The sequence below is a fragment of the Thalassobaculum sp. genome, from assembly GCF_040219215.1.
In the GTDB taxonomy this organism is placed as follows: domain Bacteria; phylum Pseudomonadota; class Alphaproteobacteria; order Thalassobaculales; family Thalassobaculaceae; genus Thalassobaculum_A.
Map to the genome: position 1 here is coordinate 87,693 of NZ_JAVJSX010000039.1, position 14,694 is coordinate 102,386.

Genomic DNA, 14,694 nt, shown 5'->3' on the forward strand with positions numbered 1-14,694 from the left:
CCGTCGCTGTTTAGAGTTACTAGATGTCGCACGTTACCGTGCATCCAGCGCATCGGCAAGCGTACCGACCGCAACTGCGAAATAAGTTGAACGGTTCCATTTCAGGATGACATCGAAGTCCTCGTAGGCAGCGAAATGCCGCGCGCGTCCGCTCCGCTCGGTGACTTCAACGATCTTCGCCTGAAGATCGCGACCTGGCAGCGGACCACCATCGGCGCGACGAACTCCCAACGCTTCCCAGTCGGACAACGGCTTGCGGGCATCGCTTCCGATCAGCTTGCGATCGAATCCGTCCGGCAGCATCACCTCCCGACCCCACGTCATGTCATCGCGCCAGCCCGAACCCGACAGGTAGCGGGCGATCGACGCAAAGACATCCGGAAGGCTGTTCCAGATATCCTTGTGGCCGTCGCCGTTGTGATCGACCGCAAAGCGGTGAAAGCTCGACGGCATGAACTGGTTCTGCCCCATCGCGCCGGCCCACGATCCTTTCATGTCGGCCGGGGCAATATGGCCTTGCTCCAGGATCTCCAGGGCGAACATCAATTCCCGCCGGAAGAACGTGCTGCGACGGCCGTCGTATGCAAGCGTTGCCAGCGATGCGATGACTGGAAATCCCCCGGTGATCCGGCCGAAGTCCGTCTCGATGCCCCAGAGTGCGACGATGAACCGCTTCTGGACGCGATACTTCGCCTCAACCTCGTCCAGAAGTTGGCGGTGCTCCTCCAGCAGCCGACGTCCCCGGTCGATGCGGGTTTGGGTGACGACCCGGTTCATGTATTCGTCGAACTTCAGCCTGAACTCGGGCTGATTCCGGTCGAGTTCGATGACCCGGGGGATCGGCGCCACCCCGGCAAACGCCGCGTCAAGCGTCCGGTCCGACACGCCGCGGCCCTTCGCCTCCGTGCGGACGCCGGAGAGCCACTGGTCGAACGGCTGTGTTGATGCGCCGGCGGCGGGGGGAGCCAGAACCGCGACAATGGCAACGGCGCGGAGAGTATCGAGAATGCGTCTGACAGCGTTGGTACGAAACACGGGCTTCTCCTGGGCGTTGCCGATCGTTACCCCCCGCCCTGTCTCGCATGCCCCGTGTCGAGTATCAACGGCCGGTCAATCGAACAGCCGGATGCCGAAGGATGATCGCGGCAACCTCACCGACTCGTGCCGCCAGACCGGCGGTCAGTTCGGGTTGGCGATCTGGTAGCGCAAACGAACCATGGTGGCCGGACGATCCGGATACATCTGGATCACGAACAGATTGTCGTAGTCGGTATCCGGATCCAGCTTGATCTGGCCGCCGTTGGGAACTCCCAGGGCATCGAGAATGCGCGGGATGTTGCGGGTATGCCCGACGATCAGCCGGTCCTTGGTGTCGGGGGCCTGGCGCAGGCGGGCGGCATAAGCCACCTCCTCTTCTCGCGTCATCACCTGGGGCTGCAACCCGCTCAGCTCGGCGAACGGGGCGCCGGTCTGGCGACTCCGCAGGGCATCGGTGGTGACCAGTTCGTCGATGCCCGCGTCGGCCAGCATGCGGGCCAGAGTCCGGGCGCGATCATTTCCAACGGGCAGCAAGGGAGCGGCGTCACCGGGAACATCCAGGCTCTTCTCGGCATGACGGGTGAGGAAGACCACCCCTTCTGCCTGGGCCGGTGGCGCATGCAGTACCCCGGCCAACAGCAGGAACAACGACAACAGCGCAGTCAGCAGCTTTCCCATGTACCGTCCCCCGATCCCGGTGCTTCTGCCACGCCATGAAGCCCGCCCGGCGAATAGTCGGCTCCCATTGCGACCTGTCAAGCGTGACCAGGCAAGGCCCTTTGGCGAGGGTGTCTTCGCTCTGTGAATGCAGCGACAAGACCTTGGCCGGCCCCGCTGCGGGAGTTTCTAGGCTCCACCAAAAACGGCACCCAAAATCACTGAATACAGCAACGCTCTTCGGGGCGCCCGCCGTCGTTGCACGCAACGTCCGCAATAGTCACGACTGACTCGACTCCCTAACCCTGGGTTGCGACAGTTTCAGTCTACGCGTCCTTTCGGGAGGGGAGCATGTCCGAGTACCTGTACCGTGCCTTTGACCGCGCCCGCATCGATGATCGGCAAGTCAACGAACTACTGGGCATTGCTCATGGCCTTATGGCGGATGGGAAGATCGATCAGGTTGAGGCGGAGTATCTTCGAAAGTGGCTCACCAACAATGTTTCCCTGACTGAGAATCCGATCATCGGAACATTGTTGTCCCGCGTTTCCGCCTTCTTGTCTGACGGCGTTTTAGATCAGGACGAAGCACTTGAACTGTTCGACACACTTCGACGGTTCACGGGCGGTCAGTCACACCTCGACGGATTGCAGAAGTCGAGCGAGTTGCCGATTGACTATCCTCCACCCGTTATCCAGGTCGACCGAAGTGCCTTTTGCTTCACCGGAACATTCGCCTTTGGGTCGCGAAAGGACTGCGCTGCCGCTGTTGAGCGGCTCGGCGGAATCCACGCCCCACTGAACAAGGGGACTCGCTATCTGGTAATCGGCGTATATGCCACCGGCAGTTGGGCGCACTCTTCGTTCGGGCGAAAGATCGAGAAGGCGCTACGCTTGAAGGAGACCGGAGTACCAATCGCGATCGTTGGCGAAGAACATTGGGCGATGCATGTCAGACCAGGGGTTTAGCTACATCGACACCCTCCCGGAGAACGGCGACGCTGCTGGCGTGCGGATGCGGAAGGTGTAGCCTTCCGAGCGTCTCCAGTTGTGTTCGGCCTCGACACCAGCCAGTCAGGGTTGCACTCTGCCAAGAGTTCGCGTGCGGAATTCAGGAGAGACGACATGCGCTGGCTTTACGCCATCCCGCTTTTTTTGGGTCTAACTGCATGTGCCGAAATAACGCCTTCGACTCGGCTTTCGAAACCCGCCTACGTGCCGCTGTCCGCTGGCGTTGGCGATACCGTGCTTGAAGTTGATATTTTCGAAAGCATGCCGAATGCCTTCGGCAAAGCCGATCTTTTTGGCCGGACTAGGCCGAAGGGCAAAAACATCGTCATCTATCTTGGCCAGGAACAGGGGAGAGCCGTCTTTGAGCGGCAGACCATCCGCATGCAATCCAACGCCACGACCATGAATAGCACGCCGACTGTCATCTCACAGACATCAACGACATCTTATAGCGGTAGCACCGTAGTGCTTGGATCTGGTGCGTCGGGGCCTTTCTCCGGCACGGCGTACTCATCTGGTTCAATGACTACGTCAGCCCCACCGATCATCCTTCCGCCGAGAGGTTCTCAGACCCAGGTGATTTCAAGCGACCGGCTACGCTACTTCATTGATGTAAAGAATGATCCGGTGCTCCATATCGAAGGCAACGCAATTGTCATCGACAGTGCGAGCGACACTAAACTTAGGTACCGGATCGAGCCGGCTGGCTCATGAAAAGTCGCGGCACTTCGACAGAGTGCTCAATGTCGCCCTGAAGCGTGCCCGCGCTCTTCGTCTGATCGCCGGCCATTCGTCGGTCGCAATCACCTTGGACACGTACTCGCACGCAGTTCCGGGCTTGCAAGAGGATGCCGCCTTGCGTATCGATGCCGCGCTCCGGGGCGTTCTCGGAGAATAGGGTGGCAACTGGGTGGCAAATGACCTCCCTCCCCTATGTGGTCCGGTTCTAAGATATTGAATTTCTTAGCTGGACGGGTGGCCGAGTGGTTTAAGGCAGCGGTCTTGAAAACCGCCGGGGGTGTAAGCTTCCCGTGGGTTCGAATCCCACCCCGTCCGCCACTCTCCTGCCGTACTGACCTGATTTCACTCAGACTCTCCGAGCACGCGGAGTATCAGTCCACAATCGCTCCCCTATAACGTCTCGAAGACACGCGGACGGGTCCGGACGTTGCCGCATGCAACGTCCGAGGATCCATCAGCCGGATCGGGCAGTGGTCGGAACTGCTCCCCGCTCCGCTCGCGCACAGAAGGACGCTTGCGCTCACCCCCCGACGCCACCACCGTGTCGGCGTACCCGCGGCCACACCTTTCACCTCATCCCGGCCATGCCAGGCCTTGTCTGTCATCAGCGCGCAGCGGACCGGGACGGTCGCCTGTGCCCATCACCCATCCAGAGCGGAAGGAGAGTTCTCATGTCTGACATCACCAAGGCGGCGCTCGAAAAAGGCATTGCCAGTTTCATGACGACATCGGGGCGTGTTCCGCCGTCCTACGAGGTTATGATCGAGCACGCCCCGCAGGCATTTGCCGGTTACGGCCTGATGCGGGATTTCGCCATGCGGTCGCCCGAGGATGGCGGCGCGCTCGACATCAAGACCAAGGAACTGATTTTCGCATTGCTCGACACGCTGGCCGGACAGAAGGACGGCGCGATCGCCCATGCCAAACTAGCCGTGAAGAACGGGCTGACGATGGCCGAACTGACCGAGGGGTTGGTGCAGGTGGTGATCGTCGGCGGCATCCCGACCTGGAACTCCATCGGCGTCGACATCATCGCCGCATGTGCCGAGGAACAATGACGACCCCGGCTTGAACGACGTCCGGGCCCATTATCACCGGAGCCCGGACCCGGTCGGGCCCTCATGGCCTTTGCGAAGCAATGCCACCGGGGCTATCGTCGATCGACGACTGCCACACGACCGATTTTGCGGTCGTGGGTCCAGGTGTGGCAATTTGGGTAGCTACTCCGCGGTGACTTGGGAGAGAGCGTGCCGACCGACAGCGGAGAGCCAGCGTATCCGGTTCCGGCCGAGTTCGACGACGACCGGTTCCACTGGTTGTTCGACTATTGGCTTCAGCGCCGCGAGAACGGCCGCCTGCCGGGTCGCCGGGACATCGATCCCCTGCACTTTCGTCACCTGCTCGGCCGCGTCTACCTGATCGAGGTGGTGCGTGAGGGCGAGCGCATCCGCTTCCGGTTCCGGCTGTGGGGGAGCAAGATCAGTGGAATCTTCGGGCACGAGCATACCGGCCACTGGCTGGAGGATATCGCCGCACCGGGAACCCTGGCAGAGCTTGAGAACACGCTGCGGACCTGCGCGCTGGGCGCTCGGCCGCATTTCTGGCGCCGGCCGATGACAGCGGAGAACACGGACTATGTGGCCACCCGCCGGATGCTCCTGCCGCTGGCCGGCGACGGCCAAACCGTTGACATGCTGTTCGGCCTGATTATCGAGGAACCGGCGCCGGCGAACAGCGCCCGTTGAACGGCTCCGGTTGCCTCGTCGGGCCGGTTGTTCACGTAATCGTTCTCCCGGGATTTCCCGCGCCAGTGTACTCTTGATGCCCAGTTGGCCGCAGCGACTGATGGAGTGAAACCAGCCATGCAACGCAAACGCGCCCGCGATTTCGACCAGCGCATCCTCGAGCTTTATGACGGCTATGTGCATGGCACCCTGTCCCGGCGCGAGTTCATCGACCGGGCCGGTACAATCACCGCCGGAGCGGCGGCCGGGGCAGCCCTGCTGGAGAGCCTGCAGCCGAACTATGCCCTGGCCGCCCAGGTCGCCCCCGACGACCCGGCGATCCGTACCGCGACGGTCGAGTACTCGTCACCGAACGGGCACGGCACGGTGCGCGGCCTGATGGCCCGTCCGGCCGGCGCCGCCGGCAAGTTGCCGGCCGTTCTGGTGGTGCACGAGAACCGCGGGCTGAACCCGTACATCGAGGACGTTGTTCGCCGTACCGCCAAGGCCGGCTATCTGGCGCTCGGCCCGGACGGGCTGACCTCGCTCGGCGGCTATCCAGGCACCGACGACGCCGGCCGCGACATGCAGCGCAGCCTCGACCCTGCCAAGTTGATGGAGGATTTCTTCGCCGGGTTCGAACACCTGGCGAACCACCCGGACAGCACCGGCAAAGTGGGGGCCGTCGGATTCTGCTACGGCGGCGGGGTGTGCAATGCCCTGGCGGTCGCCTATCCGAGCCTGGCCGCCTCGGTGCCGTTCTACGGACGCCAGGCAAACGCCGCCGACGTGCCCGCAATCAAGTCGCCGCTGCTGCTGCACTACGCTGGCCTGGACGAGCGCATCAACGCTGGCTGGCCGGCTTATGAGGCCGCGCTGAAGCAGCACGGCAAGACCTACACCGCCCACATCTACCCCGACGTGAACCACGGTTTCCACAACGACACCACCCCACGCTACGACGCCGCGGCGGCTGAGTTGGCGTGGAGCCGGACGCTGGCGTTCTTCAAGACGCATTTGGGGTAGTGCGGGCCGAACAATTGGCCGGGCGTCAGCTGGCGGTCGGCACCGTCGGACGGGCGGTCTGGTCGAACACGCCGGAGCCCGCTTGCTCCAGTTCTTGCTCCAGCGCCATGACGATCGCCGGTGGCTCGCCCTCCTCCGGGGTACGGAACAGGCCTAGCCAGCGCAGGATGGCGCCGACGGAATCCCGGCCGCTCAACCAGGACACCGGGACCGCCAGGATCAGCCCCAGCACGATCGGGGCAAGCCAGGTCAGCGCCTCGACCGACACCCAGCCCACGCCGGCCACGACCGCGATCCCCAGGAGCGTGTGCACCGCGTGCACCCGAACGATCTGACCGAACGGCTCGCCGTCGCCCCCACGACGCTGCGGTCCCCACCCCGAGCTGCGGCCGAGAACGATGTCGAGCACGAAGCGGCTGTGCAGCAGCATCATCACTGGAGCAATCAGCGTGGTCACGACCAGTTCCAGCAGCATGCTGACGGATATGCCGATCAGGCCGCCGTGGCCCTGCCGAAGCCGGCGGTCGAAAACAATGGCGATCATCCCGAAGGTTCTGGGCAACAGCAGGAGCAGCAGCGGCAACCCGATCAGGATCCGCAGATCGGCATTGCGTGGAATGAACAACGGGATCGGCTGGAGGATATCGACGGTGTGCAGCACGTCGGTGGCCGCCAGGATCTGAACGGTCCCGAGGACCAGGAACAGCAGCCAGATCGGCGAGGCGAGATAAGCCATCACCCCCATCAGGAAATGGTAGCGGCTCATGCCCGCCAGTCCCTGGGCCAGGACCAGTTGGAGGTGCTGCAGATTGCCCTGGCACCAGCGACGGTCCCGCTGGGCGCTGGCAATCAGGCTGGGCGGCGGTTCCTCGAAGCTGCCAAGACGGTCGGACATCATCCTGACCTTCCAGCCGTCCGCCACCAGCAAGGCGGCCTCGACGAAGTCATGGCTCAGGATCTCACCGCCGATGGGCGCTTTCCCGGGCAGGATCGGCAGTCCGCAGCTGGCCGCGAATGCCCGCACCCGGATCATTGCGTTATGACCCCAGTAGCTGCAGGAATCGCCCATCAGGACGTTCAGCCCCTCGGCAATCGGCTGGCCCTGCACAGAGGTCGCGAACTGCTGCAGGCGGCCGAACATCGACTCCCCCCGCACCAGCCGCGGCCATGACTGCAGCAGTGCCAACTGCGGATCGGCGTCCATCCGGTCGGCCATGCGCTGCACCGTGGCACCATCCATCATGCTGTCGGCGTCGAGCACCAGCATGAATTCGTAGTGTCCGCCCCAGTTCTCGCAGAAATCCTGGATGTTTCCGGCCTTGCGGCCGACGTTCTGGGTCCGTCGACGGTAGAACACGCGGTCAACCGCCCCGAGGTCCCGGATCATCGCGCTGCACGCCAGTTCCTCACGCCGGGCGATCACAGGATCCCGGGTGTCGCTCAGGATGAACAGGTGAAATCCCGAGAGGCGCTCTTCAGCCTCGATCGACCGGTACATTGCGCGAAGACCGGCGAACACCCGCGCGGTCTCCTCATTGTAGATCGGCATGATGACCACCAGACGCCGGCCGACCGGCCGCACAGCCGGCGCGCCGGCCCGGCGCGACGCGAAGCTTCGCCAGAACAGCGAGGCCGCGCCCAACGCCGCAATCCAGAAATTGGCTGCCAGCCACCCGATCAGGATCGGAAAGATCACGAGCAAGGCAATCTCGAAGGCGTTGAGCCGCGACGCCGGGAACAACTGCCGAAACTCCAGCACGGCTGCTGCGGTGGTAATGATCACCAGAATTGCGAACAGCAACCTGACCATGACGGTCGCGACGGTTCCATGAGACCGCGACCGGCCGTTCTCGGAGTTAGGCATGGGCCTCTCTTCGTTTCATCGCGGCGCTGGTTGAACGCCGCGTGGAATACTTTGTTCCCAGACGTGGTCGCCATTGGCAGGGCGCCGTCTGCGTGTCCAACCCGCACTCATACCGACCCGGCGGCATCCCGACATGATCCGACCCATCGTTCAATGGATTGCTTTGGCGGTCCTCGTCGCAGCCATGGTGCCCGGATGCACCAAGACGAAGGAATCCTCGCCGAAACGCACTGCGACCGAACAGATCCTGCTGTCGACGGCGGTCGACCGGGCGGCTCGGGAACTGGTGGTCAACCTGCCGCCGGGGACCAAGGTTTTCCTCGATGCCAGCCGCTTCGAGGCCTACGATCGAGGGTACGCGATCAGCGCGATCCGGGACCGGTTTCTCGCCAGCGGGGCTCATATGGCCGAGTCCCGGGAGAAGGCCGATGTGATTGCCGAACTGCGGGCCGGCGCCCTTTCGACCAACGAGAGCGAGTCGATCGTCGGCATACCGTCCTACTCGATTCCCATTCCGTTGGCCGGCGACCTGGAACTCCCGGAACTCGCACTGATGAAACAGACAACCAGGCGCGGGCTGGCAAAATTTGGCTTCACCGCGCACTGGACCGAGAACGGCGCGTTGGCCGCGCGCACCGATCCGGTGATCGGTATCTCCGGATTCGACAACTGGAAGCTCCTTGGCCTGGGCTGGCACGAGGGTGACACCATCCCGTCCAAGGTGCCGAACGCCGCAAACCGTGAACGCCGGGCACCGGAAAAGAACGGGTCCGCCGAAGCGGACCCGTGAGGCGCAGGACGGACGTTCACACGGGGGCCGGTTCGGGCCCCAATATGCAGACCGCCGACCGTCGGGTCTATTCCTCCGCACCCTAGAGATCGGAGGCATGCCACTGATAGGTCCAGGTCTCGCTCAACGCGCCACCTCGATGCTCCAGAAACAAGCGCAGATCGACCATGGCAGCGCCTTCCGTCAGCAGATCGAAGGTGACGCGCCAGCCGGCGTGTTCCTGGATGCGTCGGGCGACGGGGCGCGCAATCTTGCCGGTATTGACGGTGATCACCGGTCGCACCGGTGCCGCGCCATCCAGCATCATCAGATCGCCGCCGACGAAATCAACGACGAACATCCGGTTTTTCCGGTCCCGCTCGGTCCACGGCACCTCCGGAATACCGATGCGGGTGGCAACCGCCCGCGCCGGCGCCGGCAACCGGTCCGGCATGGTCGTTCCCCAATGCATCCGATATGACAGTTCGGCCGGTTTGTCCGGCTGCGGGGGCTGGTCCGGCCGCCAATAGGCGACGATGTTGTCGTCATCTTCATCGCGGGCAGGAAGCTCCACCAGCTCGATCCGGCCGGGGCCCCAATCGCCTTTTGGCTCGATCCACAGGTTGGGCCGACGCTCGAAGAAGATCCGGTCGTCCTGGTAGTGGTCGAAGTTCCGGTCGCGCTGCAACAGCCCAAAGCCACGCGGGTTGTTGTCAGTGAACGCGTTGACATGCGGCTTCGCCGGGTTGTGCAGGGGGCGCCAGATCCATTCCCCGGCTCCCGTCAGCATGCACAGGCCGTCGGAATCGTGCACCTCCGGTCGATAGTCGTCGCGCTGCCGATAATCGTTCTCACCATGCAGATACATCGACGTGATCGGTGCGATCCCGGCACTGTCCAGACGGGTCCGCGGAAAGATCGCGGTGTCCACGTCGATCACCGTCGTCCGCCCGGGCTCGATGACGAAGCGGTACGCGCCGGCCGTGCTCGCACTGTCGAGCAGCGCCAGGACGGTCAGGCTGCCGTCATCCTGCTTCGGGCGATGAAGCCACAACGCCCGGAACATCGGAAACTCTTCGCTCCCGAACCGGGCAGTGTCGACCGCTAGGCCCCGCGCCGACAAACCGTATTGCAGTTCCCCACCGACCGCCCGGAAGTAGCTCGCCCCCAGGAACGAGGCGAGGTCGCGGTCCCAGTTCAATCGGCCGTACAGCCGGAAGCCTGCATATCCAAGGGCGTCTTCCTCGTCGACTGTCGGCCGGACGTCACCATAGGTGAAGCGGGCGGGGTCAAAGCCGATCGCCCGGGTCTCCCCACCGGCGATCTCAAATATCCGCACTGGATACTGAAACAACCCGCCAGCGTGGAACATGCCGACCTCGAACGGCGAATCGCCACCCGACCAGAGCCTGGTCTTGCGTCCGGAATGGATCGCGAAATAGGCGTCACGATCAAGTTTGGCGAACCGGTCGGGGATACGCGGGGGGGCCTTGAAGGTTCCTCGGGCCAGCGTTTCCGCCAGCGCCCGGACTCCTGCATAATCGCGCACGCCGAGGTAGGCGGCACCGGCTGCCTCGTCGCCAGCCGCCTGTCCCTGCGCGGGCAGGCCGGTCGCGCAGACAGCCAACAGGACGCCCCTGATCAGAGCGTCTCGCCTGGAAATCGACATGGCGCAATTTTCTCCAAAACCCGGATTGAAACCGACTGATCGCCGTCCGACATCTGCGTTTCGCGACGATCGCTGTGGTGCAGCATAATCCATCTCGACGAGGATGGGATGCTTAGAGTAGCTTGCCGCAGTTTCGTCGGTTTGCGATACCCAAAACGGGGAACCGGTGTCCGGTCCGTTGGTTAATGGACACACGCACTGGAGACTTCCATGACCGACACTATCTTCCTCGCGCCCGCGGAAGCATTCGTGCTCGACCCGCCGGTCGGTGTTCCTGCCCCTGCCCCGCTTGAGATGCCGCGCCGCACAATTCGGCGATTTCCAGTGGACTTCCGCCGCCTTCTGCCGCGGTCGGTTCCGGTCGGCAACACAGCCCAGGACTCGCACCGCGCTTAGGCATCGGCGCTCAGGAGGGAATGGGGCGTCACGATGCCGCGGGCAATGCGAGCCTGCGCCGAACCTCGTCATCGAACAGGACCCAGGTCGGCAATTCCCGTTCGACTGGGTCAACCAGACCTGATCGGCGTCCCGAACCAATGAAGATCGGCGCGTAAGGGTCCGCGCCCGCTGCGCGCGCCCTGAGGACTGCATCGGCGGCCCGAGCCTCGCGCTCCACCAACCCGGAATCTGTCCAAGTCATCGTCGCCTCCCACTCCTGGCGATTGTCCTTGGCTATACGAAGCAAATGCCGGGCCACCTGGGCGTTGAAGACGGGTTTGGTCGTGGAACTGGTCAGTCGCCGTCTACGTAGGGCTTCAGAGCACACCAGATCGACGTGTGGTGCGGAACCGGAACGCCGAGTTCGGTTCCACGCCGCGCCACCAACCCGGACAGGCTGGCGACCTCGATCCGACGGCCGCGGGCCAGGTCGTGGTACATCGACGCGTACATGCCTGGCGGGAAACTCTTCGACAGGGCGACCGAACGCTCGATGATGTCGCTTGATGTACGCACCCCCTCGGCGGCGGCGACCGCCACCACTTCCTTCATAAGTTCTTTGGCAAGGGCCATGATCTCAGGGTCGGTATAGACTTCGCCGGCCGGCTTGCGCAGCAAGGTCGTCAAGCCGGCGTTGGTTGCCAGCAGAACGAACTTGTCCCAGAGAGTCGCGCGGATGTCGGACGATACCTCCGCCTCGAAGCCGGCCGACCGACAGGCATCGCGGAAAGCGACGGCCCTATCCGAGACCCGACCGTCAAGTTCGCCGAAGACGACCTTCGACATATCCGACGTGTAGCGAACCACCCCCGGTTCGGCGATCAGCGCCGACACATAGGCGGCGCCCCCGAGGACGGCCTCGTTGCCAATCACCGCAGCCAGCCGGTCCGGTCCGTCGACACCGTTCTGCAGGTTGATGACCATGGTCTGTGGTCCCACCGCCGGCCGGATCGCCGCGGCCGCCGCTTCGGTGTCGTACAGCTTGACGGCAAACAGGATGACGTCGGCTGGGCCGTCGAGGGTTGCGAGGTCGTCGGTCGCGCCGACCGATGGAAGAACGATGTCCCCCCGCGCGCCTTCGAGCCGGAATCCGCCGCGACGGATGGCGTCAAGGTGGGCACCTCGGGCAACGAATACGGTTTCGTGCCCGGCTTGCGCCAGATGCGCGCCGAAATACCCGCCGACCCCGCCGGCTCCCATGACCACGATCCGCATTGGCCGTCCTTGCGTTGTTCTGCCGCAACGTTAGGCGACCCGCGAGGCAGCGCCAAGCAGGTTGGATGAATGACCCACACACATCGGAGTTTCGGAAACGAATCGAAATATGTTTACTATTCAGAAATCATTTTCCTATAATGTCTTTCCAATCGCGATGTCATTCGTTGATATTGCCTTCGATAGGGGTCAAGAAATGACTCTGAGCCGCCTGATAGTGAAATGCGTGATCGCGACTGTCGTCCTGGTCGTTGGGACCTCCAGCGTGGTTCAGGCGGCCGATCAGCCAAGCAGCTTGCAGTCGCTGCTGTCCGCAGCACGCAGCGCCGAGGTTGACGGCCGCGACGATCGCGCCGCGGTCCTCTATCGCCACGCCCACGAAACCTTTCCTCTGACGATCGAACCTCTGGTCGGTTGGGGCCGACTCGCCAACCGCATCGGAGCGCATGACGAAGCGGTTGTTCTGCTGAATTCGGCCCTGTCGATTCACCCACAGGACCGCGAAGCGCGACGGCATCTGGGCGACGCGCTCGTTAATCTGGACCGGGGCGACGAGGCATTGGCGGTTTATGAGAGACTGCTGGCCGAAGATCCGATGCACCCGTCGGACTGGAACGGCAAAGGACTGGCGCTTGAGCTGGTTGATCGCCGACTAGAGGCTCGCGACGCCTATCGAACCGGCCTGGCTCGTTCGCCGCACGACCCGCAACTGTTGAGCAACCTGGAACTCCTGCTCGCGTCAGAAGACGTTCCGGACCGCCCGAAGCCGTCGAACGACATCGCGCTCGCCTATATCGCAAACGACGCCGCTTCCATGATCCGTGCCCGATCAGGTGCGGCACCCAGATCCGCCGGGCGCGATCCCTGATCGCGTCTCGACGGCCCTGCCCGGTCCTGCCGGGCACCTCCTCCCGACTCCCACAGAGAACTCAAGGGCCGGTTCAACTGAACCGGCCTCTTTCTGCGTTGACGCACCTGATCACCGGTCCCACACCCTCCAGGTACGCCACTTGGCCGATGTCCGGGCCGAAGGCTAAGCTCGCGCTCACACAACGACCGGCGCGCAATGACCCGATCTCCCTCACGCACCCTTGCCGAGCTTGAAGACCGTCTGGCCTATGATCTGGCCTGCCTGAACGAGCCACCAGCGCGCTGGGCGCGACCGGTGTCGGGTCTTGACGGACGGCCGATGCTGGATGCCCTGGTCATCGGCGCCGGCATGTGTGGTCTGGTTGCTGCCTCGGCATTGCGCCGGCGAGGGTTGACGGCGCTGCGCATTGTCGACCGCCGGGCGGAGGGACACGAAGGCCCCTGGGTTACCTATGCGCGGATGCGGACTCTCCGGTCTCCCAAGCACCTTGCCGGGCCAGCCCTCGGAATCGCTTCCCTCACCTTCCGGGCGTGGTTCGAGGCGCAATGGGGCGAAGCGGCCTGGGACGCACTGGACCGCATTCCCCGCACACAGTGGATGGACTATCTGCGCTGGTACCGCCGGGTGCTGTCCCTGCCCGTGGAGAACGGCGTCGAAGCGGTCAGCGTCGATACGGTGCCGAACGGCCTTGGGGTCCGGCTCACCCGATCCGATGAGACCGAGACGGTCTTTACCCGTCGGCTGATCCTGGCATCCGGACGCGAAGGGATTGCGAGCCCGCGCTTGCCTGACTGGGCTGCAGCCCTTCCGCCGGCTCGGGTGTCGCACACCGCGGAGGCGATCGACTTTCCTTCGCTCGCCGGCAAGGCGGTGGCGGTCGTCGGATATGGCGCTTCCGCATTCGACAATGCGGCCGAGGCGCTGGAAGCGGGTGCTGTCTCGGTCCTGCTGCTGAGCCGGCGGCCGAACATGCCACGGGTGAACAAGTTCAAGGGTGTGGTCTACCCGGGGTTCACTCTCGGCTTCCCGACCCTGTCGCCAGCCGATCGATGGCGGCTGCTGACCTACCTCTTCGATTCCAAGGTGGCACCGCCACGGGCATCCGTGTTGCGGGTCTGCGACGATCCGCGCTTCTCGATCGCCAACAGAGCCGGCGTTACCGGTGCTGCGGTGCAGGGTGGACGGATCCGCCTGGAGACCTCGGCCGGCGCCTACAGCGTCGACCACGTCATCCTGGGAACCGGGTTCAAGATCGATCTCGCCGGATCGCCCCTGCTGGCGCCGGTCGCGCACCGGATTGCCACATGGCGGAACCTGATCGAGCCGCCACCCGCCCAGGCGAACCATGAGTTTCTGGACTTCCCCGACCTCGGGCCGGGCTTCGAGTTGCAGCCGAAGACGCCGGGCGACCTGCCCTGGCTGTCGCGGATCCACGCCTTCACCTTTGCCGCCGCCATGAGCCACGGCAACGTCTCGGGGGACATTCCGGCGGTCAGCGACGGCGCCAACCGGTTGGCCGACGCGATCGCCGCGGCAGAGTTCCGTGACGGACTGGGTCATCACGAGGCAACCCTGCACGCCTTCGACGATCCCGAACTCTCGGTCGAGGACGTTGCCCGGCTTCGACCGATCGCCACATCGATCCCCGATGTCGCCGACTGACCAGGAAGC

General features: G+C 63.9%; 13 protein-coding genes and 1 tRNA gene. 9 read left to right on the top strand and 5 right to left on the bottom strand.

The genetic code is table 11. The features are described 5' to 3' along the window. Nucleotides 1-33: 33 nt before the first annotated feature. Together RIC54_RS24690 and RIC54_RS24695 are read right to left on the bottom strand one after the other, a co-directional pair. On the bottom strand, nucleotides 34-1,035 hold the full coding sequence (locus tag RIC54_RS24690; RefSeq protein ID WP_350094933.1) for a lytic murein transglycosylase: 1,002 nt from the start codon (nucleotides 1,033-1,035) through the stop codon (nucleotides 34-36). A 144-nt stretch (nucleotides 1,036-1,179) separates the two neighbouring features. Further along, nucleotides 1,180-1,716: a histidine phosphatase family protein gene (locus RIC54_RS24695; protein ID WP_350094936.1), complete on the bottom strand. Its 537-nt coding sequence runs from the start codon at nucleotides 1,714-1,716 to the stop codon at nucleotides 1,180-1,182. Between the two features lie 330 nt (nucleotides 1,717-2,046). Here RIC54_RS24695 and RIC54_RS24700 point away from each other — a divergent pair, with 330 nt between their 5' ends. From RIC54_RS24700 to yghX, 6 genes are all read left to right on the top strand, one after another. After that, nucleotides 2,047-2,664 (top strand): BRCT domain-containing protein, encoded by a 618-nt coding sequence (locus tag RIC54_RS24700; RefSeq protein WP_350094939.1) that lies wholly within the window; start codon nucleotides 2,047-2,049, stop codon nucleotides 2,662-2,664. Between the two features lie 156 nt (nucleotides 2,665-2,820). Continuing rightward, nucleotides 2,821-3,420 carry a hypothetical protein gene (locus RIC54_RS24705; protein ID WP_350094942.1) on the top strand — a complete coding sequence of 200 codons (600 nt, stop codon included), beginning with the start codon at nucleotides 2,821-2,823 and terminating at the stop codon, nucleotides 3,418-3,420. 255 nt (nucleotides 3,421-3,675) lie between these two features. Beyond that, nucleotides 3,676-3,765, top strand: a tRNA-Ser gene (locus RIC54_RS24710). Nucleotides 3,766-4,118: 353 nt separating this feature from the next. Then, a complete protein-coding gene (locus RIC54_RS24715; protein ID WP_350094945.1) occupies nucleotides 4,119-4,505 on the top strand; it encodes a carboxymuconolactone decarboxylase family protein in 387 nt (128 codons plus the stop codon). A 189-nt stretch (nucleotides 4,506-4,694) separates the two neighbouring features. Further along, the gene (locus RIC54_RS24720) at nucleotides 4,695-5,192 is read left to right on the top strand and encodes a PAS domain-containing protein (protein ID WP_350094948.1); all 498 of its coding nucleotides are present in this window, start codon (nucleotides 4,695-4,697) and stop codon (nucleotides 5,190-5,192) included. A 117-nt stretch (nucleotides 5,193-5,309) separates the two neighbouring features. Then, the gene (yghX, locus tag RIC54_RS24725; protein WP_350094951.1) at nucleotides 5,310-6,197 is read left to right on the top strand and encodes a YghX family hydrolase; all 888 of its coding nucleotides are present in this window, start codon (nucleotides 5,310-5,312) and stop codon (nucleotides 6,195-6,197) included. 25 nt (nucleotides 6,198-6,222) lie between these two features. Here the strand turns inward: yghX and mdoH are convergent, their stop codons facing one another. Then, nucleotides 6,223-8,061: a glucans biosynthesis glucosyltransferase MdoH gene (gene mdoH / locus RIC54_RS24730; RefSeq protein WP_350094954.1), complete on the bottom strand. Its 1,839-nt coding sequence runs from the start codon at nucleotides 8,059-8,061 to the stop codon at nucleotides 6,223-6,225. Nucleotides 8,062-8,194: 133 nt separating this feature from the next. Between mdoH and RIC54_RS24735 the strand changes: the two genes are divergently transcribed. Next, complete coding sequence (locus RIC54_RS24735; RefSeq protein WP_350094957.1) at nucleotides 8,195-8,851, top strand: DUF6655 family protein; 657 nt, start codon at nucleotides 8,195-8,197, stop codon at nucleotides 8,849-8,851. 82 nt (nucleotides 8,852-8,933) lie between these two features. Here RIC54_RS24735 and RIC54_RS24740 read toward each other — a convergent pair whose 3' ends face one another. After that, complete coding sequence (locus RIC54_RS24740) at nucleotides 8,934-10,499, bottom strand: OpgD/OpgG family glucan biosynthesis protein (RefSeq protein WP_350094960.1); 1,566 nt, start codon at nucleotides 10,497-10,499, stop codon at nucleotides 8,934-8,936. Between the two features lie 732 nt (nucleotides 10,500-11,231). After that, nucleotides 11,232-12,152, bottom strand: coding sequence for a ketopantoate reductase family protein (locus tag RIC54_RS24745; RefSeq protein WP_350094963.1), 921 nt, complete (start codon nucleotides 12,150-12,152; stop codon nucleotides 11,232-11,234). 109 nt (nucleotides 12,153-12,261) lie between these two features. Between RIC54_RS24745 and RIC54_RS24750 the strand changes: the two genes are divergently transcribed. Both RIC54_RS24750 and RIC54_RS24755 read left to right on the top strand, forming a co-directional pair. Next, on the top strand, nucleotides 12,262-13,020 hold the full coding sequence (locus tag RIC54_RS24750; RefSeq protein ID WP_350094966.1) for a tetratricopeptide repeat protein: 759 nt from the start codon (nucleotides 12,262-12,264) through the stop codon (nucleotides 13,018-13,020). A gap of 198 nt (nucleotides 13,021-13,218) precedes the next feature. After that, nucleotides 13,219-14,685: an NAD(P)-binding domain-containing protein gene (locus RIC54_RS24755; protein WP_350094969.1), complete on the top strand. Its 1,467-nt coding sequence runs from the start codon at nucleotides 13,219-13,221 to the stop codon at nucleotides 14,683-14,685. Nucleotides 14,686-14,694: the final 9 nt, after the last annotated feature.

Coding starts and splice junctions, on each gene's coding strand:
- RIC54_RS24695 (WP_350094936.1), bottom strand. CDS start 1,716: ATGGGAAAGCTGCTGACTGCGCTGTTGTCGTTGTTCCTGCTGTTGGCC.
- RIC54_RS24700 (WP_350094939.1), top strand. CDS start 2,047: ATGTCCGAGTACCTGTACCGTGCCTTTGACCGCGCCCGCATCGATGAT.
- RIC54_RS24705 (WP_350094942.1), top strand. CDS start 2,821: ATGCGCTGGCTTTACGCCATCCCGCTTTTTTTGGGTCTAACTGCATGT.
- RIC54_RS24715 (WP_350094945.1), top strand. CDS start 4,119: ATGTCTGACATCACCAAGGCGGCGCTCGAAAAAGGCATTGCCAGTTTC.
- yghX (WP_350094951.1), top strand. CDS start 5,310: ATGCAACGCAAACGCGCCCGCGATTTCGACCAGCGCATCCTCGAGCTT.
- mdoH (WP_350094954.1), bottom strand. CDS start 8,061: ATGCCTAACTCCGAGAACGGCCGGTCGCGGTCTCATGGAACCGTCGCG.
- RIC54_RS24735 (WP_350094957.1), top strand. CDS start 8,195: ATGATCCGACCCATCGTTCAATGGATTGCTTTGGCGGTCCTCGTCGCA.
- RIC54_RS24740 (WP_350094960.1), bottom strand. CDS start 10,499: ATGTCGATTTCCAGGCGAGACGCTCTGATCAGGGGCGTCCTGTTGGCT.
- RIC54_RS24745 (WP_350094963.1), bottom strand. CDS start 12,152: ATGCGGATCGTGGTCATGGGAGCCGGCGGGGTCGGCGGGTATTTCGGC.
- RIC54_RS24750 (WP_350094966.1), top strand. CDS start 12,262: ATGTTTACTATTCAGAAATCATTTTCCTATAATGTCTTTCCAATCGCG.
- RIC54_RS24755 (WP_350094969.1), top strand. CDS start 13,219: ATGACCCGATCTCCCTCACGCACCCTTGCCGAGCTTGAAGACCGTCTG.